This is a genomic window from Brevundimonas sp. GW821-FHT02A10 (genome assembly GCF_059422025.1).
The window spans coordinates 1-19,110 of record NZ_JBWKWC010000002.1 but is presented as its reverse complement, the minus strand read 5'-3'; the positions used below and the strand labels follow the sequence as shown (position 1 = coordinate 19,110).

20 protein-coding genes and 2 tRNA genes are annotated in these 19,110 nt (G+C 66.0%); 9 read left to right on the top strand and 13 right to left on the bottom strand.

Annotated elements, in window-relative coordinates; translation table 11 throughout:
- Together metF and AC07U0_RS06435 are read right to left on the bottom strand one after the other, a co-directional pair.
- Complete coding sequence (gene metF, locus AC07U0_RS06440; protein WP_494719211.1) at positions 1 to 987, bottom strand: methylenetetrahydrofolate reductase [NAD(P)H]; 987 nt, start codon at positions 985 to 987, stop codon at positions 1 to 3.
- On the bottom strand, positions 987 to 1,952 hold the full coding sequence (locus AC07U0_RS06435; protein WP_494719210.1) for an ArsR/SmtB family transcription factor: 966 nt from the start codon (positions 1,950 to 1,952) through the stop codon (positions 987 to 989). The genes metF and AC07U0_RS06435 overlap by 1 nt, the downstream gene beginning before the upstream one ends.
- 140 nt (positions 1,953 to 2,092) lie before the next feature.
- On the opposite strand from AC07U0_RS06435, the gene AC07U0_RS06430 reads away from it, so the two are divergent.
- The gene (locus AC07U0_RS06430; RefSeq protein WP_494719209.1) at positions 2,093 to 2,581 is read left to right on the top strand and encodes an EF-hand domain-containing protein; all 489 of its coding nucleotides are present in this window, start codon (positions 2,093 to 2,095) and stop codon (positions 2,579 to 2,581) included.
- Between the two features lie 3 nt (positions 2,582 to 2,584).
- Here the strand turns inward: AC07U0_RS06430 and AC07U0_RS06425 are convergent, their stop codons facing one another.
- The 4 genes from AC07U0_RS06425 to AC07U0_RS06410 form a co-directional block, all read right to left on the bottom strand.
- Complete coding sequence (locus AC07U0_RS06425; protein ID WP_494719208.1) at positions 2,585 to 3,514, bottom strand: 2-hydroxyacid dehydrogenase; 930 nt, start codon at positions 3,512 to 3,514, stop codon at positions 2,585 to 2,587.
- A 91-nt stretch (positions 3,515 to 3,605) separates the two neighbouring features.
- The gene (gene ettA, locus AC07U0_RS06420; RefSeq protein ID WP_207870882.1) at positions 3,606 to 5,273 is read right to left on the bottom strand and encodes an energy-dependent translational throttle protein EttA; all 1,668 of its coding nucleotides are present in this window, start codon (positions 5,271 to 5,273) and stop codon (positions 3,606 to 3,608) included.
- Positions 5,274 to 5,392: 119 nt separating this feature from the next.
- Positions 5,393 to 7,153 (bottom strand): cellulase family glycosylhydrolase, encoded by a 1,761-nt coding sequence (locus AC07U0_RS06415; RefSeq protein ID WP_494719207.1) that lies wholly within the window; start codon positions 7,151 to 7,153, stop codon positions 5,393 to 5,395.
- A 117-nt stretch (positions 7,154 to 7,270) separates the two neighbouring features.
- Positions 7,271 to 8,023 carry a 3-oxoacyl-ACP reductase family protein gene (locus AC07U0_RS06410; RefSeq protein ID WP_494719206.1) on the bottom strand — a complete coding sequence of 251 codons (753 nt, stop codon included), beginning with the start codon at positions 8,021 to 8,023 and terminating at the stop codon, positions 7,271 to 7,273.
- 199 nt (positions 8,024 to 8,222) lie between these two features.
- Here AC07U0_RS06410 and AC07U0_RS06405 point away from each other — a divergent pair, with 199 nt between their 5' ends.
- On the top strand, positions 8,223 to 8,765 hold the full coding sequence (locus tag AC07U0_RS06405) for a TetR/AcrR family transcriptional regulator (RefSeq protein WP_494719205.1): 543 nt from the start codon (positions 8,223 to 8,225) through the stop codon (positions 8,763 to 8,765).
- Between the two features lie 19 nt (positions 8,766 to 8,784).
- Here the strand turns inward: AC07U0_RS06405 and AC07U0_RS06400 are convergent, their stop codons facing one another.
- Together AC07U0_RS06400 and AC07U0_RS06395 are read right to left on the bottom strand one after the other, a co-directional pair.
- Positions 8,785 to 9,420 (bottom strand): NrsF family protein, encoded by a 636-nt coding sequence (locus tag AC07U0_RS06400; RefSeq protein ID WP_494719204.1) that lies wholly within the window; start codon positions 9,418 to 9,420, stop codon positions 8,785 to 8,787.
- Positions 9,410 to 9,937: a sigma-70 family RNA polymerase sigma factor gene (locus AC07U0_RS06395; protein WP_494719203.1), complete on the bottom strand. Its 528-nt coding sequence runs from the start codon at positions 9,935 to 9,937 to the stop codon at positions 9,410 to 9,412. The genes AC07U0_RS06400 and AC07U0_RS06395 overlap by 11 nt, the downstream gene beginning before the upstream one ends.
- A gap of 12 nt (positions 9,938 to 9,949) precedes the next feature.
- Here AC07U0_RS06395 and AC07U0_RS06390 point away from each other — a divergent pair, with 12 nt between their 5' ends.
- The gene (locus AC07U0_RS06390; RefSeq protein ID WP_494719202.1) at positions 9,950 to 11,008 is read left to right on the top strand and encodes a hypothetical protein; all 1,059 of its coding nucleotides are present in this window, start codon (positions 9,950 to 9,952) and stop codon (positions 11,006 to 11,008) included.
- 3 nt (positions 11,009 to 11,011) lie between these two features.
- Here AC07U0_RS06390 and AC07U0_RS06385 read toward each other — a convergent pair whose 3' ends face one another.
- Positions 11,012 to 11,623 (bottom strand): TIGR02466 family protein, encoded by a 612-nt coding sequence (locus AC07U0_RS06385; protein WP_494719201.1) that lies wholly within the window; start codon positions 11,621 to 11,623, stop codon positions 11,012 to 11,014.
- Between the two features lie 88 nt (positions 11,624 to 11,711).
- Between AC07U0_RS06385 and AC07U0_RS06380 the strand changes: the two genes are divergently transcribed.
- A complete protein-coding gene (locus tag AC07U0_RS06380; RefSeq protein WP_494719200.1) occupies positions 11,712 to 13,070 on the top strand; it encodes an MATE family efflux transporter in 1,359 nt (452 codons plus the stop codon).
- On the opposite strand, the gene AC07U0_RS06375 is transcribed toward AC07U0_RS06380, so the two are convergent.
- Positions 13,043 to 13,801: a hypothetical protein gene (locus tag AC07U0_RS06375; RefSeq protein ID WP_494719199.1), complete on the bottom strand. Its 759-nt coding sequence runs from the start codon at positions 13,799 to 13,801 to the stop codon at positions 13,043 to 13,045. The two genes, AC07U0_RS06380 and AC07U0_RS06375, sit on opposite strands and share 28 nt — an antisense overlap.
- Before the next feature lie 74 nt (positions 13,802 to 13,875).
- The gene (locus AC07U0_RS06370; RefSeq protein WP_494719198.1) at positions 13,876 to 14,211 is read right to left on the bottom strand and encodes a VOC family protein; all 336 of its coding nucleotides are present in this window, start codon (positions 14,209 to 14,211) and stop codon (positions 13,876 to 13,878) included.
- 115 nt (positions 14,212 to 14,326) lie between these two features.
- Here AC07U0_RS06370 and metG point away from each other — a divergent pair, with 115 nt between their 5' ends.
- Together metG and AC07U0_RS06360 are read left to right on the top strand one after the other, a co-directional pair.
- On the top strand, positions 14,327 to 16,027 hold the full coding sequence (gene metG / locus AC07U0_RS06365; RefSeq protein ID WP_494719197.1) for a methionine--tRNA ligase: 1,701 nt from the start codon (positions 14,327 to 14,329) through the stop codon (positions 16,025 to 16,027).
- Entirely contained in the window at positions 16,024 to 16,764 is a 741-nt protein-coding gene (locus tag AC07U0_RS06360) for a 2OG-Fe(II) oxygenase (protein WP_494719196.1), read from the top strand. Before metG ends, AC07U0_RS06360 begins: the two co-directional genes overlap by 4 nt.
- A 23-nt stretch (positions 16,765 to 16,787) precedes the next feature.
- On the opposite strand, the gene AC07U0_RS06355 is transcribed toward AC07U0_RS06360, so the two are convergent.
- Positions 16,788 to 17,582, bottom strand: coding sequence for a TerC family protein (locus AC07U0_RS06355; RefSeq protein ID WP_494719195.1), 795 nt, complete (start codon positions 17,580 to 17,582; stop codon positions 16,788 to 16,790).
- A gap of 48 nt (positions 17,583 to 17,630) precedes the next feature.
- Entirely contained in the window at positions 17,631 to 18,521 is an 891-nt protein-coding gene (rlmB, locus tag AC07U0_RS06350) for a 23S rRNA (guanosine(2251)-2'-O)-methyltransferase RlmB (RefSeq protein WP_494719194.1), read from the bottom strand.
- Positions 18,522 to 18,668: 147 nt separating this feature from the next.
- Between rlmB and AC07U0_RS06345 the strand changes: the two genes are divergently transcribed.
- The 3 genes from AC07U0_RS06345 to AC07U0_RS06335 all read left to right on the top strand — a co-directional run.
- Positions 18,669 to 18,752: transfer RNA gene (locus AC07U0_RS06345), tRNA-Tyr, on the top strand.
- 88 nt (positions 18,753 to 18,840) lie between these two features.
- Positions 18,841 to 18,914, top strand: a tRNA-Gly gene (locus AC07U0_RS06340).
- Positions 18,915 to 18,966: 52 nt separating this feature from the next.
- On the top strand, positions 18,967 to 19,110 hold a 144-nt coding region (locus tag AC07U0_RS06335; RefSeq protein ID WP_227624837.1), incomplete at its 3' end, for a GTP-binding protein.

Genomic DNA, 19,110 nt, shown 5'->3' with positions numbered 1-19,110 from the left:
TTACGCAACTGCCTTCTGTTCGCGGACGCCCAGAACGCGGCAGATCGCATAGACCAGGTCGGCGCGGTTCAGGGTGTAGAAGTGGAAGTCCTGGAAGCCTTCTTCCTGCAGCCGGGCGCAGGTCTCGGCGGCGACCGAGGCGGCCAGCAGCTTGCGGGTCTCGGGATCGTCGTCCAGGCCGTCGAAATGGTTGGCCAGCCACTGGGGCACCGAGGCGCCGCACGAGGCGCTCATCCGCTGCAGGCCCGCGAAATTGGACACCGGCATGATGCCCGGCAGCAGGGGCGTGGTGATCCCGGCCGAGCGGATCCGGTCGCGGAAGCGCAGGAAGGCGTCGATGTCGAAGAAGAACTGGCTGATCAGCCGGGTCGCGCCGGCGTCGATCTTGGCCTTGATCACGTCGATGTCGTGGTCGATCGACGGGCTCTCCGGATGCTTCTCCGGATAGGCGCCGACCGAGATGTCGAAGCCGCCGACACGTCCGATGGCCTGGGCCAGTTCGGTGGCGTTGGCATAGCCGTCGGCGCGGGGCTGATAGACGCCGCCGATACCGGACGCGCCCGGCGGGTCGCCGCGCAGGGCGACGATATGGTCGACCCCGATGGCCTTGTAGCTCTCGATGACTTCATCGACCTCGTCGCGAGAGGCCTCCACGCAGGTCAGGTGGGCGGCGGGACGCAGGGTGGTCTCGGTCAGCATCCGCTGGACGGTCCGGTGGGTGCGTTCGCGGGTCGAACCGCCGGCGCCGTAGGTCACCGAGACGAAGGCCGGGTTCAGTGGCTCCAGCCGGCGCACGGCCTCCCACAGGGTCTCTTCGGCCTTGTCGGTCTTGGGCGGGAAGAATTCGAACGAGACCCGGACCGGATTGGCGTTGTCGCCGGCGCGGGCGACGGGGCCCAGCGGCGACAGCAGCAGGGCGCGGGCGGCGGCCAGACTGCCGGGGGAGCCTGCGGTCTGGCCCTGGGTTTGAGCGGTGGCGGAAGCCATCAGGCGGCCTTTCGGGAATCGGAGGAAACGGCGCGCACGCCGGTCCAGATGGTGACGGTCAGGCCGTCCGCGTCGGGTGGCAGGGCCACGGTCGGCTGGGCGGTCAGGCCGCAGTCGGTGAGCCAGCCGGCGATCTCGTCGTCCGCGAAGCCCAGGCGGCGGTGCTGATGCTCCTCGCGCAGCGCTTCCATCTCATGCGGAGCAAAGTCGACGATCAGGATGCGGCCGCCCGGGGCGACCAGACGGGCGGCCTCGACAACGGCGGCATGAGGGTCGGCGAGATAGTGGAGCACCTGATGCACGATCACCAGATCGGCGCTGGCCGAGGGCAGGCGGGTGGCGAAGATGTCGCCGTGCCTCAGTTCGACCTTTTCGACGCCCGCGCGGGCGACGTTCGACCGGGCGATGTTGAGCATGTTGTGGCTGAGGTCCAGCCCGACCGACATCTTCGCCTTCTTGCCCAGCAGGGTCAGCATCCGGCCTGAGCCGGTGCCCAGATCGACGACCCGCTCGAACGGGCCGGGGCCGGCGGCGGCCTCGACCGCGCTCTCGACGGCGGTCTCGGCGACATAGAGGGAGCGGATGCGGTCCCATTGGGGCGCGACCTGTTCGAAATAGGCGGCGGCGGCGGCGGCGCGTTCGTCGCGAACCTCATCGAGGCGGCGATGGTCGTCCTCGCCCTCGGAATCGTCCAGCAAATCCAGCACCGTCTCGACCAGACGGCGCGCCAGCGGATCCGAGGAGATGCGATAGAAGACCCGGGCTCCGTCCGGGAAGCGCTCGATCAGGCCGGCGTCAGCCATCAGCTTGAGGTGACGCGAGACCCGCGGCTGGCTTTGCTGCAGCACGCGCGATAGCTCCATGACCGACAGCTCCTCGCCGGTCAGCAGGGAGAGGACGCGCAGACGGGTCGGTTCGCCGGCGGCGCGCAGGGCGTCGATCGTCTGGTCGGCGGAAAGGCTCATGAGGTCATATAAAGATATCCTTATATGATTTTGCAAGGAGAAACGCGAGGCGCCGCGGCGGGATGGGGGATATTGATGGAATTCCCGCGACGGAAGGCCGCAGGGCCGTCGTTCAAGGGGAGTCTTCAGGAGATTTTTCCATGATCCGCCTCGCTCTCGCTGCCGCCGCCCTTCTGGCCGCTGTCCCCTTCGCCGCTTCCGCCCAGCAGGGTCCGGGCGGCGGGATGATGGGCGGCATGGCCCAGATGGGCCCCTTCACCCTGGCCCAGATGCAGGAGCGGTCCGACGCCCGCTTCCACAATCTGGACACCAATCACGACGGCTCCCTGACCGGGGCTGAACTGACCCCGCCCCCGACCCCCGGCAGCATGATGAGCGCCGGCCGCGGCATGGAGCGCGCCGACGCCAATCACGACGGCACGGTGACCCTGGATGAATATCACGCCATGACGGCGGCCCTGTTCGCCCGTCTGGACGCCAACCACGACGGCACGGTCACCCCGGAAGAGCTGCAGGCCATGCGCGGCATGATGCGTCCCGGCGGTGGTCAGGGCGGCCCCGGCGGCCCCGGCGGCGGGATGATGCCGCCTTCGGACGGCGGCGGCATGCAGATGCCTTCCGGCGAGTAAAATCTAGCCCTGGATGGGGGTCTTCAGCGGTTCGCCGGCGAAGACCGCCGCCAGGTTCTGGACCATCAACATCAACATGCCCTGCACCGCCTCGGTCGTGGCCCCGGCGGTGTGGGGCGTGAGCACGGTGTTGGGTACGCCCGCCCAGTCAGCCGGATCCACCGGTTCGTGGGTGAAGACATCCAGCGCCGCCTGACCGAGCGCGCCGGACCTGAGCGCCGCGATCACCGCGGTCTCGTCCAGCACCTGACCGCGCGAGACGTTGACCAGCAGCCCTGACGAACCAAGCGCCTCAACCACCTCTTTCGAGATCAGGCCGACATTGCTGTCGTCCACCCGGCAGGCGACGACCAGAATGTCGCTGTCCTTCGCCAGTTCCAGCAAGGAGGCGGCGCGCGGCCAGTCGGCGGCCTTGTCGCGCGGCGACCACCAGCGCACTGCCATCCGCATCGCCTCGGCGCGGCGCGCGACCGCCTGACCGATCAGGCCCAGACCGACGATCCCGACCTTCTGCCCCTTCAGGGACGGCGTCAGGATGCGCGTCTCCGGCGTCCATTCCCCGGCCCGCAGATGGCGGTCGCCCTCGACGATCTTGCGTCGCGCCGCCAGGATCAGGCCGATGGCGTGGTCGGCGACATCCTCGTGATTGACGCCCGGTGCATGGGTCACCGGCAGGCCGCGCGCCCGGCACCACGGAACATCAATTCGGTCGTAGCCCGAGGTGAAACAGGCGACGAGTTTCAGGTTCGGCAGCCGTTCGATCAGCGCCTTTTCGAGCTCGAATTCCCCCGCCACAACGATCGCCCCGATCCGCGCCTCGACCTCGGCCGGCGGGCCTTCCCAGAAGCGGTAGACGTCGTAAGCGCCCTCCAGAAACGGCGTCAGCTGGCCCAGATGGCGCTGCATGATCAGGACGGCGGGACGAGTGGTCATGGGACCAGATTACGCCGGCCATCGGCAGACGCCACCCGAAACGAAAACGGCCTCCCGCGAGGGAGGCCGTTCGCGTCGGAGCCGATTGAGATCAGCGCCCGAACTTCTGGAACTTGATCCGGTGCGGGATCAGGCTGTCGGCGCCGAGGCGGCGCTTCTTGTCTTCTTCATAGGCTTCGAAATTGCCCTCGAACCATTCGACGTGGCTGTCGCCCTCGAAAGCCAGGATGTGGGTCGCCAGACGGTCCAGGAACCAGCGGTCGTGGGAGATGACCACGGCGCAGCCGGCGAACTCTTCCAGAGCCTCTTCGAGGTTCTGCAGGGTCTCGATGTCCAGGTCGTTGGTCGGTTCGTCGAGCAGGATCAGGTTGCCGCCGGTGGCCAGGGTCTTTGCCAGGTGGACGCGGTTACGCTCACCGCCGGACAGCTGACCGACCTTCTTCTGCTGGTCGCCGCCCTTGAAGTTGAAGCTGCCGACATAGGCGCGGGTGTTGATCTCGCGCTTGCCGACCAGCATCACGTCGGTGCCGCCGGAGACTTCTTCCCAGATAGTCTTGTTGGGATCGAGCGCGTCACGCGACTGGTCGACATAGGCCAGCTTGACTGTCTCGCCGACCTTGACCGTGCCGCCATCGGGCGTTTCCTGGCCGGTGATCAGCTTGAACATGGTCGACTTGCCGGCGCCGTTGGGGCCGATGACACCGACGATGCCGTTGGGCGGCAGCTTGAAGGTCAGGTTGTCGAACAGGACCTTGTCGCCGTAAGACTTCTGCAGTCCCTCGACCTCCAGCACGACGTTGCCGAGGCGCGGGCCGGGCGGGATCTGGATGACGGCGTGGGTCTGGGCCTGACGCGAGTTCTCCTGTTCGGAGACCATCTTCTCATAGGCGGCCAGACGGGCCTTTGACTTGGCCTGACGGGCCTTGGCGCCCGAACGGACCCATTCCAGTTCGCGGGTGAGGGCGCGCTGGCGAGCTTCGGATTCCGACTGTTCCTGCACGACGCGCTTCTGCTTCTGCTCCAGCCAGCCGGAGTAGTTGCCTTCGTAGGGGATGCCCTTGCCGCGATCGAGCTCGAGCGTCCACTTGGTGACGAGGTCGAGGAAGTAACGGTCGTGGGTCACCAGGATGACGCAACCGGGGAAGGCTTCCAGATGGTGCTGCAGCCAGGCGACGGATTCGGCGTCGAGGTGGTTGGTCGGTTCGTCGAGCAGCAGCATGTCGGGCTTGGACAGCAGCAGACGGGCCAGGGCCACGCGGCGCTTTTCACCGCCCGACAGGTTGGTGGTCATCCAGTCGTCGGGCGGGCAGCGCAGGGCGTCCATGGCCATTTCGATGCGGCTGTCGATGTCCCAGACGTCGCCGGCGTCGATCTTCTCCTGAAGGGCGGTCATCTCCTCCATGAGTTCGTCCGAGTATTCCTCGGCCATTTCCATGGCGATGGCGTTGAAGCGGTTCACCCACTGCTTCTCTTCGCACCAGGCCTCGACGTTCTCGCGAACGGTCAGGGCGTCGTCGAGGTGGGGCTCCTGCTCCAGATAGCCGCGCTTGACGCCGTCGGCGGCCTTGGCCTCGCCGGTGAACTCGCTGTCCAGGCCGGCCATGATCTTCAGAAGGGTGGACTTACCTGAGCCGTTGACGCCGACGACGCCGATCTTGGCGTCGTTGTAGAAGCTCAACCAGATGTTTTCGAAGATCTTTTTGCCGCCAGGGAAGGTCTTGGTCAGACCCTGCATCTGGAAAATATATTGCTGCGCCATGGGGAGCGGTGCGCCCTTCGGGTTCGTCGGAAATGGGAATAGGGGCGGGATGTAGCGATCCACGCGCCGGGTGGCAAATGACGTAGCCGACGCAGGGGGCGTTTTGAGGGCGGAGAGCCTCAGTCGGGTGCGACTGTCAGAACGCGCACCGCGCAGGCTTCGCAGGCCTCGACCTTCAGGATCAGGGTATTGTTCCCGGCTACGAACGGCAGGGCAGGCGTGACGACCGCGCGCCAGTCTGACGCGGCCGGAACTGCGACCTCGACCGGCGCCGCGCCGTTCAGGCTGACCGACAGCCGGGCGGCCGCGCCGCTCCGGGCCGAGACCGTCACCGTCCTTGTCCCGGCGGCCTCCGCCGTCACGGAGTAGCGCAGCCATTCGCCGGTGACGAAGTCGGTGACGTAGGGCGCTGCGTCCGCATCCCGCGCGATGTCGACGCCGTCGTTGCGGTAGGTCCGGCCCGTATTCCACCAGATCCTCTGGCCCGGTGACTCATAGCTGGCGTCGCGCGTGTCGGCCCAGGCGTGGCCGGCGCGGCCCATGTCGTAGTCGACGGCGGGGATGATAGCAGGACCGCTTCCGATGCGGTGGCCGGCGAACGGAAGCGTGGCGTCGGAATGCGGCTGGCGCAGCATGGCGTCGATGACGTCGGGGTGGACGGTATTGTTCTCGAAGCGGATATCGTGCTGGGCCATCCGCATCAAGGTCGCCTCGGCCTCGGCTGCCGTGGGGGCCGGACCCTTGCCGGTCAGCCAGGCGACCAGCGCCGCCCAGCCGGGGTTGGGAACCACCTCCAGCGGCTGGTTGAAGCCGATCTTCTTCAGCGGCCAGAAGGCCCAGCCGATGTTCTGGTCCTCGACCAGACGGATGGCGTCGCGGAACCAGGTGTTGGAGTTCTCGCCGGACTCCCCCAGCCAGATCGGGACCTGATTGTCGTCGCGAAGCTTGACGGTGTCGGCGATGGAGGCCGCGTCGTTGGCGTTCCAGTATTTGTGGAAGCTCAGGGCCATGTTGTCGTCCCAGACGGGCAGGACGCCGCGATAGTTGTTGCCCCAGCAATTGCCCTCGATGACGATGAGGTGGCGTCTGTCGACCTCTCGGATCGCGGCGGTGATCTCCATCATCAGGGAGCGCAACGGGGCGTTGGTCGTCTCCTCGCAGCCATGGCCGCCTGCCGATTTCTCAAAGTCCCAATTGGGCTCATTGATGATGTCATAGGCGCCGACGGCGGGCTCGTCGGCATAGCGTTCGGCCAGCTTGCGCCACAGGGCGACGGTCTTCCTGCGGTTCTCCGGACTGTCCCAGAGCGAGGGCTTTGACGGATCGCGGTCGGAGATGGCGAGGTCCGTCCCCTGACCGCCCGGCGCGGCGTGCAGGTCGAGGATCAGGACCATGTTGTTCGCCTTCACCCAGCCGATCAGGTCGTCGATCTGTTTGAACCCCGCCTCGTTCCAGGTGTCGGCGCCGGGGGCCGGTTCGCGGTCGGCGGCCAGGGTCAGCTGGTCGTAGTGCAGCGGCACGCGCACCGAGTTGAAGCCCCAGCGGCCCATGGCGTCGATGTCGGCCCTGGTGACGTAGTTGGCGCGCCAGGCGGCGTAGAAGGCCTCGGTCTTCTCCTCGCCGATCAGGGCGGCGATGCGGGCGCGGATGACGTGCTGCTGCCCCAGTTCGGGCAGTTGCAGCATATAGCCCTCCTGCAGCACCCAGCCGCCCAGACCCATGCCGCGCAGGATGACGGGCCGGCCCTGACCATCGACGATTTCGGTCCCTCGCGCATGGAGGAAGCCGGGGTCGGGAGGGGCGATCTGCGCCGACGCTGCTGTGGCGCCGAGAGCAAGCGAAAGAGCCCCGCAGAGGGCGATCAGGCGTGTGGCGACCATTGATGTTCTTCCACGGGACGTTTCCGTTGAGAACGATCACATTTCAGGCGTCGCTTGACCAGAGGCAGTTGGGGACCGGCGACGAATGGCCGCCGGTCCCCTGTCTTCAGGCGTCGATCAGGCGCCGATGCCGCCGTCGACCAGGATGCTGGTGCCGGTGATGTAGCTCGCGCCCGGACCGGCCAGGAAGGCCACGGCCGAGGCGATCTCGGACGGTTCGCCGTAACGGCCCAGCGAGATGCCCGACAGCATGGTCGGGGCGTTCGGGCCGTCCGCCGGGTTCATGTCGGTGTCGGTGGCGCCGGGCTTGACCATGTTGACGGTGATGCCTCGCGCGCCGACCTCGCGCGACAGGCCCAGGGTGAAGGCTTCCAGCGCCGACTTGGTGGCGGAGTAGACGGTCACGCCGGGGAAGGGCACGCGGTGGGCCAGGACGCTGGAGATCGAGATGATCCGGCCGCCTTCGCCGAGGTGCGGCAGGGCCGCCTGGCTGGTCAGGAAGACGCCCCGGACGTTGACGTTGAGCAGGGCTTCGATCTCCTCGACCGACTGGTCGGCGAACAGGGCCCCGCCGGCGATCCCGGCGTTGTTGACGAGGATGTCGAGGCCGCCGAGGCCGGCGACGGTTGCGGCCACGGCCTTTTTCGGGCCATCAACGGAGCCGGCGTCGGCCTGGATGGCGACGGCCTTGCGGCCCAGGGCGCGGATTTCGGCGGCGAGGGCCTCGGCCTTTTCGGCGGACTTCTCATAGGTGATGGCGACGTCGGCGCCGTCGGCGGCCAGATGGCGGGCGATGGCCGCGCCGATGCCGCGCGCGCCGCCGGTGACGAGGGCGCGTTTGCCGGAAAGTGGAAGAGAGGGAGTGCTCATGGCGATGATCCTGTTGCGTTCGGCCAATTCTGTATCGATCGGCACAGAACTAGCTGGGGAGCTTGCCTCAGGAGCGCAAGGGATTATTTATCGGTCAGCACAAAATGAGGTCCGAATGTCGCTATCCGTTGATGGCGTCCCCGTAGCAACCCGGGGCCGCCCCCGCAGTTTCGATCGCACCCAGGCCCTGGAACAGGCGATGCGCGTGTTCTGGGAGAAGGGTTACGCTGGCGCCTCCATGAGCGATCTGACGGCGGCCATGGGCATCGCCTCGCCCAGCCTCTATGCCGCCTTCGGTTCCAAGGAAGGCCTCTATCGCGAGGCCATCGACCACTATGTGTCGAGTTTCAGCGGCGGCTTCTGGGGCGTGATGGAGGCGGCGACGGCGCGCGAGAGCGTCGAGGGTCTGCTCAGGAACGCCGCCCGCGTCTTCACAGACGGCGACTTCCCCAGCGGGTGCATGGTCATACAGACCGCCGCCGAGGCCGGGGAGATGTCGCCCGAACTCGCCGCCACCCTTTGCGAGATCAGGGCGAGCACGACCGAGACCCTCGCCGCGCGGGTTCGCAAGGGCATCGCCGAGGGCGAACTGGCCCCGACGACCGACGCCCAGGCCGTCGCGCAGTTCTACGCCGCCGTCCACAAGGGGCTGAGCCTCAGCGCCAGGGGCGGTGCGGGGCGGGAAGAACTGGATTCGGTGGTGACCTCGGCGATGAAGGCCTGGCCCGCGCTGACGTCCTGAAGACCACCAGCGGCCCGTTCTACCAGCGGAAGGCGAACTTCCCGATCACGGCTCCGGCGGCCACCGCCATGGCCATCCCCAGCGTGTACCAGAGCCCAACGAAGGCCGCCGCGTGCTCGGGGCAGTGCAGGCCGTAGAGGGTCGTGGCCAGACCGCCGGTCAGCAGCCCCGCCGCGGCGCCCGCCAGCATCGGCCGGGTCGGGGCGAAGGCGCGGGCGGCCCAGAAGACGAAGGGGGCGGCCACGAGGCTGAGCAGGGCGATATTGGGCGCGCAGACATGGGCGCTGTCGCCCATCATGGCCGGCATCCGCTCGGGCATGGGCAGGGTGAACAGCTCATAGAGGCCCAGACCGACCGCCAGCGTCAGGACGGCGGCCAGCAGGATCAGCGGCCCCTTCGGACTGGCGCCCGGCCGGCCCAGCCGGTCCAGCAGCCAGAAGCCGACCCCGGCCATGACGGTGGTGTAGGCGGCCTTGGCCCAGAAGACCGGGCCGCGCATCGCCGCCATCAGGTCGTCGCGATAGCCGAGCCACAGGCCGATGGTGACCAGCACCACGATGACGGCGGGGATCAGGGACAGCAGCAGGCGCCGGTCGAGACGGCGCGCGGGTGGCAGGTCGGCGGCCAAGGCCTGGATCAGGTCGTCAGTCTTCATCGACGGCCTCCTGCATGACCGGGGCGAATTTCGCGTTCAGCGATTTCAGGCTGCGGTGGATCGAGACCTTGGCGGCGGTCAGGGAATAGCCGTGGCGCTCTGCGGCTTCGGCGACCGATAGCCCCTTCAGCCGAACATCCTCGATCAGTTTGCGCTGGCGGGCGGGCAGCAGGGACAGGCAGCGGCTCAGATCGGCCTGCGTCGCCCCGTCCTCGACGGTGTGGTCGGCGAACAGGGCCGAGGCCTCCTCCAGCGGGTGGGTCGGACGGCGGCCGCGACGGCGCAGATGGTCGACCAGCTTGTGGTGGGCGATCGCCCAGGCCCAGCCGCTGAACGACTGGGACGGGTCCCAGGTCGCGCGCTTGGCGTGGATGGCGATCAGGGTTTCCTGCACAAGGTCCTCGGCGTCGGCGCCGCCGTCGAACAGGCGGGTCCGGAAATAGGGGCGCAGGTGCGCGCCCAGGTCGGTGAGCAGCACGCGCCAGGCCGCCGCGTCGCCGTCGAGACCGCGGAGCATCAGGCTTTTCAGATGGGCTTCACGGTCCGTCACGGTCAAAGGCGTCTTCGTCCGGTGCGCGGCGAAGGTTACACAGACTGCGTCATTGAGCCATCAGGCGAGGCTGATATCGATCGGGTCTCTTCCAAATCTGAGAAACGGAGCGAACATCTAACGCGGCAGCTGGCTGTTCAAAACGCAAAGGTTGTGAGACTGAATAGAAAAATTATGGGGGTTGGCATGGAAGAGGCTCATAGAGCGTTCGAGTATGGTTTTCAACTCGACTCGACAAGTATAGTCGGTCTTTCAGAAAGAATAGAATCTCATTTTGACAAAATAGGCAGCAACAATTCCAAGATAGTTTTTAAGGTTCGCCTTAGAGACGAGTCTGCCCAATCTATAGGAAATATTGAATCCCTATTTTCTCTTCCAAATGCGGGGAGAAAGGAAATCGTTGCTCTCACTATACAAAAAGATGTTGGAGTTGGGGATGATCGTTCCGCGATTTCTATTTATTTTGCAGAGCCAGACGATAGTCGGGAAATCGACAAAACTATTATGTTTAGTGTGTCTGGGCCGGATATCGACTGGGTCAGAAGTATAAAGGTTGACCTAGAAGAATTTATATCTGCGATATCTAGGCCAAACTACGCTAATATTTTGTCAAAAGTTAGGCCGGTTTTCATGGGCGTGGTTACGATAAGTCTAGCCTGTGCCATCGTTTCAACTGCCATGTTTGCAAGCAAGCCTGCCGTATCTGATATTGATATATCTAAACTAAAATCCGCCTTATCAATTGCGGGAGATAGTATAGATGAGTCGTTGTTGGCGTACGCAAAATGGGATGCCGAAAGAATTCGAGAGCCGTTTCCTTTTTGGTTTATAGTTCCCGCGTTTTTGGGAATGTTTGCTATGGGGATATCCAAGGACTCTGTAAATAAAGTGTTCAAGTCTCAAATATTCTATTTTGGTGGCATGATTAGTGTTATTTCGCAAAGGCGGACTATGCACAGTATATTTTGGGTCGGTATTGTTCTCGCTGCCGCGGTTGGTGTTGGTGTAAACTACATAAGTAGATATATTATGCCTTGAATATCAGGCATAGTTGAAGCTGATCGAGATCCGCTCGGACTTGGCCTGATTGGTCGGCACCTCGTGCCGCAGCCAGCTTTCCCACATCAGCACCGTGCCGGCCGAGGGCGCCAGATAGACGAAGGGCTTCTCGGCCTCGGGCGCGTCCTCGACCACCCCGGGGCGGGCCATCATGAACGGCAGGCGCGGATCTTCCAGCTTGAGCGCCGAGGCGCCGTCCGGGACCTCGACATAGACCGTGCCCGAGAGGAAGGCGTGGGGGTGGATATGGCCCGTATGGCCGCCGCCGGGCTTGAGGATATTGACCCAGAGATTTTCGAGACGGGGCTTCTTCGCCAGATCGAAGTTGAGCGCCTTCGCATAGGCCAGGGCGTGGCGGTCCAGATGCTTCTTCAGCTCGGCGAACTCGGGCATCCGGTTGGGCAGGTCGTTGAGCGAGCCGTAGGAGGTATAGCCGCGGTAGGCGTGCGCCTTGCTCCAGGCGCGTCCGGCGCCGTCCTCGTCGGCCAGCATGCGGCAGGCGTCCGACAGGTCGGCGTTGAATTCCTCGAACCCCGCGGTGGTGGCGAGGGTGGCCTCATAGACCTGGGTGACGAAGAGGGGGCGAAGGGTCATTCCGGCTCCTTAGCCCGCCCCGGCTTATCCATCCATAAGCATCCCTCGTGTTGACCCGGGCGCCCGTCCGTGGTCCGTGCCGCGTCCCATGTTGAGCCTGACCTCCAGAACCGCGACCAAAGACCTGCTGCGCCTCGCCTGGCCGGTGATCCTGGCGCGTCTGGGCATCATGACCATGGGCCTGACCGATGTGATCGTGGTCGGCAACTACTCCGCGCGGGAGCTGGCGTTCAGCTCTCTGGCCCTCGCCCCCATGAGCATTGTGGTGACCACGGCGGTCGGCCTGATGATGGGGGTACAGGTCATGACCGCCCGCTTCCTCGGCGAGGGGCGACGGGCCGAGGTCGGCGCTGTCCTGCGCCGCGGCGTCTCCTATTCGCTGCAGCTCGGGATCGCGGCCATGCTGGTCCTGTTGCTGCTCGGCCCGCTGGGTCTGAAGCACGCGGGTCTGGCCGACGGTCTGGGCGAGGGCGCGAGCCCGGCCCTGCGCATCTTCGCCCTGTCCATGCCCGGCTATCTGGTCAGCGTCGCGGCCCAATTCTTCCTTGAGGCCCTGCACAAGCCCAAGGCCGGGATGTGGGCCATGTGGGTGGCCAACGGCATCAACCTCGCGCTCAACCTGCTGCTGGTGCCCGATGTTCTGGGTCTCGGCATCCATGGCGCGGCGGCCTCGGCCTGGGCGACCTTCGCGGCGCGGACCTCGCTGGCCGTCTTCCTGATCGTCTATATCGTGCGCTTGCCCGAGGCGCGGGAGCTGGGCGTCTTCCTCAAGCCGTCGCGCGACCCGCTGGCCGAGCGCGAGCAGCGCAAGGTCGGCTACGGCGCCGGCTCCAGCTATTTCATCGAGGTCGGGGCCTTCGCGGCCATGACCTTCATCGCCGGCCAGCTGGGGGCGATCGAGACCTCGGCCTGGGCCATCGTGCTCAACGTCTCGGCCATCGTCTTCATGGTGCCTATGGGGCTGTCGGCGGCGACGGCGGTCCTGGTCGGCCGGGCCTATGGCGCGCGCGACGGTCGTGGCGTGCTGCGGGCGGGTCTGGTCGGGATCGGGGTGGTGACCGTACTGACGGTGGTGGTGGCCATCGCCCTGTGGCTCTTCGCCCCCGTGGTGGCCAGCGCCTACAACCGCGATCCCCTGCTGTTGGCGGTGGTGACCCCGGCGCTTGTGCTGGCGACCCTGTTCTTCGTCGCGGACGGCATTCAGGTGGTCTCGGCCTCAGCCAACCGCGCGGCGGGCGACGTCTGGTGGCCCACCATCATGCATTTCGGCGCCTATACCCTGGTGATGATGCCGGTCGGCTGGGTTCTGGCCCACCAACTGGGCGTCAACGGTCTGGTCTGGGCGGTGATCATCGCCAGTCTGGTGTCTTCGGCCCTGTTGACGGGCCGGTTCGTCCGGGTGGCGCGCAGTCTTGAGGTTCAGGCTTCCAGCGTCACCGGCGCCTGACCGGCGGCAGTCAGACCGCGCCGGTAGATGGCGTCATAGACCCCCCAGACCGCCGTCGCGATATAGCCGACCAGCAGGGCGTCCACGACGAACAGGACCCAAAGCACGGGACCCAGCCCGATCAGGGCCATGGCCACGTTCAGCCCCGTGTGCAGCACCAGCAGCGGCAGGAAGACCACAAAATAGATCAGCAGTCCGGCGGGCAGCACCCTCAGCCCCTTCCAGATCGAGCCGAAGAAGCCCATCCGCCGATCGCGCAGCGGCACACCCACACGCCAGCCCGCGGTCAGCACCTGAAACACCGCGCCGAGGATGAACAGGCCGATCCCGGCGGCGATGGACGCGACCTGACCGATCGCCACCGCGCTGAGCCATGGCCCGGCCGCCATCTGGGCGCCCTCCCAGGCCAGGGCCACGACAATCACGGGGATGAAGGCCGCGAACAGCCCGCCGGTGACCTTTCCCGCAAGTCTGCGGTCACCGCCGCTGTGCCGATACCGGCCGATCCAGAGACCTACGACCAGCAGGGACGCCAGCTTGACGAAGCCGAACCCCAGCCGGACCGGATGGTTCGACAGGGCCTCCGCCTTCTGCACGCTGTCGAAGACGCCGAGCCGCCACTCGATCACATGCTGGATGAACTCGACGATGGGCGGCAGCAGGAAGATCAGCGGGAAGGCGAGGGCGAAGCCCCATCCGAGCCCGTAGCTCGACTTGATGTCAGACCCCATCATAACCTCCTCTTCTGATTGAGAGAACGCCGCTCCGGGATCGCGCGCAAGTTAAGTCGCGGTAAGGCGGCGCCTCAGCGCTGCACGAAGCAGATGGTGTTCTCGTCCGGGTCGTCGACGGCGAACTCGCGCGTGCCCCAGGTCTGGTCGATCGGTCCCTGATGCAGGGGCGACTCCTCCCGCTCAGGTGGGACGAAGCCGCGCTCCATCATCCCCGCGAAGTCGGCGTCCACGTCCTTCGTCAGGATCAGCACCGTCTGGCCGGCGATCCCGTCGTCGGCCTGGCTGGACAGATGCAGCTCATCGCCGTCGCGCGTCAGGATGGCGTAGGCGGGATCCGTCGGGCCGGGAAAGATGTGCGCGAGCTTGAAGTCGAGAATCCAGGTGTAGAAGAGCACCGAACGGGACATCCGCTCGCATTTGACGACGGGAATGACGGGCAGGGCGGATCTCCGGGGCGCTTGCAGGTGACGGACGCGCCCGCCCACTCTATATCCCACGCCTTCCCCATACGACCGGATTCCCATGGCCCGCATCCTGATCACCTCGGCCCTGCCGTACATCAACGGCATCAAGCATTTGGGGAATCTGGCGGGCTCCATGTTGCCGGCCGACGTCTGGGCTCGTTTCAAGCGCGGCCAGGGGCATGACGTCCTCTATATCTGCGCCACCGACGAGCACGGCACCCCGGCCGAGCTGGCCGCCGCCGCGGCCGGTCAGGACGTGCGCACCTATTGCGATGAACAGCACCAGATCCAGAAGGCGGCGGGCGAGGCCTTCGGTCTGAGCTACGATCACTTCGGCCGCTCCTCCAATCCGCCGAACCATCGCCTGACCCAGCATTTCGCCGAGGCGCTGGAGAAGAACGGCCTGATCGAGGAACGCGTCGACCGGATGATCTATTCGATCGACGACGCCCGCTTCCTGCCCGACCGCTATGTCGAGGGGACCTGCCCTCACTGCGCCTATCCCAAGGCGCGCGGCGACCAGTGCGACAACTGCGGCCGCCTGCTGGACCCGACCGACCTGATCGACCCGTATTCCTCGGTCTCGGGCTCGAAGAACCTCGAGGTGCGCGACACCCGGCACCTCTATCTGCTGCAGACGAAGCTGGAGCAGCCGATCCGTGACTGGATCGCGTCGAAGGACGACTGGCAGACCCTGGCCAAATCCATTGCCTACAAGCACCTCGACGAGGGCCTGATCGACCGGGGCATCACCCGCGATCTGGCCTGGGGCATTCCGGTGGTCAAGGACGGCTTCCCGCGCCCGGGCATGGAGGACAAGGTCTTCTACGTCTGGTTCGACGCCCCGATCGAATACATCGGCGCGACCCAGGAATGGGCCGAGAAGCACGGCACGACCTGGCGCGACTGGTGGCGTCTGGACGCCGGGGCGGAAGACGTTCGCTACGTCCAGTTCATGGGCAAGGACAACGTCGCCTTCCACACCGTCAGCTTCCCCGCGACCATCATCGGCTCTGGCGAGCCGTGGAAGACGGTCGATACGCTCAAGGCCTTCAACTGGCTGAACTGGTACGGCGGCAAGTTCTCGACGTCCCAGAAGCGCGGGGTCTTCATGGACCAGGCGCTGGAGCTGCTGCCCGCCGATTACTGGCGCTGGCACCTGACCGCCTATGGCCCCGAAGGCTCTGACGCGGCCTTCACCTGGGAGCAGTTCCAGTCGACGACGAACAAGGACCTGGCCGATGTGCTGGGCAACTTCGTCAACCGCATCGTCAAATTCACCGAGTCCAAGTTCGGCGGGGTCGTCCCCGAGGGCGGCGAGGCCGGCCCGGTCGAGGCGAAGCTGATCGAGGACGTCGAGGCCGGTATCGCCGAAGCCACCGCCGCCTTCGAAGCAATGGAGTTCCGCAAGGCCGCACAGGCGCTGCGCGCCGTCTGGGTGCTGGGCAATGAGTATCTACAGGTCGCCGCGCCCTGGACCGTGTTCAAGACCGATCCGGTTCAGGCGGCTGTCAGCGTGCGGACCGGCCTGAACCTCGTCGCCCTGTTCGCCCGTCTTGCCGCGCCGGTCATGCCCTTCTCGGCGATAAACATCGCTGGCTCGGTCGGCGCCACTGACCTGACCTGGCCCGCGCCCGGCGAGGACTGGACCACGGCCCTGCCGCTCGGCCAGACCGTTCAGGCCGCCGAGGTTCTGTTCAAAAAGATCGAGGACGCCCAGGTGCTGGAGTGGTCCGAGCGGTTCGGCGGGGCGGAGTGACCACCGGCTCCGCGCCAGCCGTGGCCCCCGTTCTCGGGGCGCTGTCGTCGCAGGCGATCGCGGCGGCGCAGGAGCGTCTGGCGCGGACCGGCCGGGCGCAGTTGCACGGCTTGCTCGACGAGGCCTCAGCCCGCCGGCTGAAGGCTGAGGCGGACGCGGTCGACTATAATGTCGTGACCCAGCGGGCGAGCGGCCATGTCGATCTGCCGGCCGCCTGGCTGGCGTCGCTGGAGCCGGCGGGACGGCAGGCGCTGGGGCAGGCGGTGCAGGCCGACGCGACTCACCGCTTCCAGTATCTGTACGACAACCACCCGATCTATGATCTGACACAGGCCGGTCACGCGGCGCCCGTCTGGGCCGGGGTGATGGCCTTCCTGAACAGCGCGCCGTTTCTCGACCTGATGCGCCGGATCACAGACGAGCCGCGCATCGCCATGGCGGACGCCCAGTTGACGCGGTTCCGGCAGGGCCATTTCCTGACGGCCCACAACGACCACGCCGAGGGGAAGAACCGCTATTTCGCCTATGTGCTGGGCCTGACCGAGGACTGGCGGATCGACTGGGGCGGCCTGCTGGCCTTCCACGATGATGAGGGCAATGTGGCTGAGGCGTTCACGCCCCGCTTCAACACCCTGAACCTGCTCAAGGTGCCGCAACCGCATTCGGTGACGCAGGTGGCCCTGTCCGCCGGCGCCGACCGGGTCTCGATTACGGGATGGCTTCGCGGCGTGGGCTGAGGTCGGCCGATCGCCCGTGCTGATCAGTGCGCGGAAGGAGCGGGACCCGTTGCCTTCGCGTCCTTCGTGCCGCGCAGATATTCCGCCGCCTCTTCATGCCCGATATCGAGGAAGGCCGGGGCCGAGGCGTTGAACTCGTCCATATGGCCGGTGCGGACGATGACCGAGCGGCCGCCGTCCCAGATCATCCGTCCCGCGACGAACAGGACGATGAACAGGCCGACATAGCCGATCCAGCGGAAGCGGTTCAGCAGCTTGGCGATATAGGTCGCCGCCAGACCCATCAGGGCGATGGAGATCAGCAGGCCGCCGGCCAGGATCCACGGATGCTCGTGCGCGGCGCCGGCGACGGCCAGGACGTTGTCCAGCGACATGGTCACGTCGGCGATCAGGATCTGCAGCAGGGCCGCGCCGAAGGTCTTGCGCTTGATGCCCAGCTCTTCCGGCGAGGGGCCTGTGCCGTGCTCGATCGAGGCGGCGAGCTCCAGTTCCTTCTGGGCCTGGGCCTGATCGTGGGTCGCCTGTTCGCGCAGCTCGCGCCACATCTTCCAGCACACCCAGAGCAGCAGGAAGCCGCCCGCCAGCAGCAGGCCGACGACGGCCATCAGCTGCACGGTGATCAGGGCGAACAGGATGCGCAGCACGACCGCGAAGCCGAGGCCGACCAGAATGGCCTTGCGGCGCTGCTCCTGCGGCAGGGAAGCTGCGGCGAGGCCCACGGCCACGGCGTTGTCGCCGGCCAGGACGAGGTCGATCATCAGCACCTGGCCGAGGGCGGCGAGCTGGCTGATCAGAAGGGGCGTGAAGAGGGATTCCATGGTTCGCTCTCTAGCGGCGGGACAGCGCCACGGAAACCCCTCTCACAGTCAGGCTTTCGCCTGCTTTTGCGTCGCCACATAAAGCGCCACGGCCGCGGCGTTGGACACGTTCAGGCTCTCGAAGCCGCCGGGCATGGGGATCTTCGCCAGCACGTCGCAATGTTCAGCGACCAGGCGGCGGATGCCGTCGCCTTCGGAGCCCATGACCAGAACGGTCGGGCGGCCGTCGAGCGCGGTCTCCAGCGTCTCGTCCGAATTCCCGTCCAGACCGACGGCGCGCCAGCCGAGATCGGCCAGACGCTCCAGTGCGCGGCTCAGGTTGGTGACGCGGGCGCAGGGCAGTTTCTCGGTCGCGCCGACCGACGCCTTGGCCAGGGCGCCGGCGAGGGCAGGGGAGTGACGGTCCTGCACGATGATGCCGCGCGCGCCGAAGGCGAGGGCCGAGCGGAAGATGGCGCCGACGTTCTGGGGATCGGTCAGCTGGTCCAGCATGACGATGATCCCTTCGGCCGGGTCGGCGATGTCGTCGAGCGCGACGCCTTCCAGCGGCGAGACCTTGAACACCAGGCCCTGATGCACGGCGCCGACCGGCAGCATCCGGTCCAACGCCTGGACATCCATGACCTCGATCTTGTGGCCGTGATTCAGATTACCGCGTTCGAGTTCGGCCGCGCGGTCCTCGGTGGCCAGCAGCCGACCCATGCCTTTTCGCGCCGGATTCGCCAAAGCGGCGAGCACAGGGTGGCGTCCCCAGACGAAGGCGTCCGGATCCGACTTGGCCTGCTTCGGCGCACGAGGCGTTGAATCTGCAAAGCTTTTCGTCGGCGGATTGGGGTTCCAGCCGCCTTTCTTGGAGCCGTCAGACGCCGTCTGAGGCCTGTTTCCAAAAACAGGTTTTTTGCCTGCTTTCCGGTCGTTGCGTTCTGGATTTCTCGACACTATAAGACGCCCTCCGATTTGGAGCCCTAGGGCTTTCGGGTCTGGCGCTCCCTCTATCTCAGGCGTGCCGGAACATCGAAGGCTTTTGTTGAGCCGCCCCTCGAAAGAGGAACGGCGAGACGGTTTGGTCGGTTCGAAAGGCGCGTTGGGGGAATGTCCCGAGCGGCAAAGGGGGGGGACTGTAAATCCCCTGCGTAAGCTTCGAAGGTTCGAGTCCTTCTTCCCCCACCACGCGCTTTCGAAACGAGCGATCAGGACGACGGAACGGACCGGTCGTCGAGGCTCCAACCCGTGAGGGAAGGTCCGAGGCGGTCTTCGCGCGGGTATAGCACAATGGTAGTGCAGCAGCCTTCCAAGCTGAGGATGTCGGTTCGATCCCGTCTACCCGCTCCAGGTTTTTGAATGCACACAGCGCCCCTCAACCCGGGCCATCAGGAGTTTGGCCATGGCCAAGGAAAAGTTCGAACGCACGAAGCCGCACTGCAACATCGGCACGATCGGTCACGTTGACCACGGCAAGACGACGCTGACGGCGGCGATCACGATGACGCTGGCGAAGGCCGGCGGCGCCAAGGCGATGAACTACGCC

What these genes read in the sequence shown, in the direction of transcription:
- AC07U0_RS06435 (WP_494719210.1), bottom strand. Translation starts at nt 1,952, where the DNA reads ATGAGCCTTTCCGCCGACCAGACGATCGACGCCCTGCGCGCCGCCGGC.
- AC07U0_RS06375 (WP_494719199.1), bottom strand. Translation starts at nt 13,801, where the DNA reads ATGGGGTCTGACATCAAGTCGAGCTACGGGCTCGGATGGGGCTTCGCC.
- AC07U0_RS06390 (WP_494719202.1), top strand. Translation starts at nt 9,950, where the DNA reads ATGGGCTTCACGGTCCGTCACGGTCAAAGGCGTCTTCGTCCGGTGCGC.
- AC07U0_RS06385 (WP_494719201.1), bottom strand. Translation starts at nt 11,623, where the DNA reads ATGACCCTTCGCCCCCTCTTCGTCACCCAGGTCTATGAGGCCACCCTC.
- AC07U0_RS06355 (WP_494719195.1), bottom strand. Translation starts at nt 17,582, where the DNA reads ATGGAATCCCTCTTCACGCCCCTTCTGATCAGCCAGCTCGCCGCCCTC.
- AC07U0_RS06410 (WP_494719206.1), bottom strand. Translation starts at nt 8,023, where the DNA reads ATGAGCACTCCCTCTCTTCCACTTTCCGGCAAACGCGCCCTCGTCACC.
- metF (WP_494719211.1), bottom strand. Translation starts at nt 987, where the DNA reads ATGGCTTCCGCCACCGCTCAAACCCAGGGCCAGACCGCAGGCTCCCCC.
- AC07U0_RS06425 (WP_494719208.1), bottom strand. Translation starts at nt 3,514, where the DNA reads ATGACCACTCGTCCCGCCGTCCTGATCATGCAGCGCCATCTGGGCCAG.
- AC07U0_RS06430 (WP_494719209.1), top strand. Translation starts at nt 2,093, where the DNA reads ATGATCCGCCTCGCTCTCGCTGCCGCCGCCCTTCTGGCCGCTGTCCCC.
- AC07U0_RS06415 (WP_494719207.1), bottom strand. Translation starts at nt 7,153, where the DNA reads ATGGTCGCCACACGCCTGATCGCCCTCTGCGGGGCTCTTTCGCTTGCT.
- AC07U0_RS06395 (WP_494719203.1), bottom strand. Translation starts at nt 9,937, where the DNA reads ATGCTCCGCGGTCTCGACGGCGACGCGGCGGCCTGGCGCGTGCTGCTC.
- metG (WP_494719197.1), top strand. Translation starts at nt 14,327, where the DNA reads ATGGCCCGCATCCTGATCACCTCGGCCCTGCCGTACATCAACGGCATC.
- AC07U0_RS06400 (WP_494719204.1), bottom strand. Translation starts at nt 9,420, where the DNA reads ATGAAGACTGACGACCTGATCCAGGCCTTGGCCGCCGACCTGCCACCC.
- ettA (WP_207870882.1), bottom strand. Translation starts at nt 5,273, where the DNA reads ATGGCGCAGCAATATATTTTCCAGATGCAGGGTCTGACCAAGACCTTC.
- AC07U0_RS06370 (WP_494719198.1), bottom strand. Translation starts at nt 14,211, where the DNA reads ATGTCCCGTTCGGTGCTCTTCTACACCTGGATTCTCGACTTCAAGCTC.
- AC07U0_RS06380 (WP_494719200.1), top strand. Translation starts at nt 11,712, where the DNA reads ATGTTGAGCCTGACCTCCAGAACCGCGACCAAAGACCTGCTGCGCCTC.
- AC07U0_RS06405 (WP_494719205.1), top strand. Translation starts at nt 8,223, where the DNA reads ATGCGCGTGTTCTGGGAGAAGGGTTACGCTGGCGCCTCCATGAGCGAT.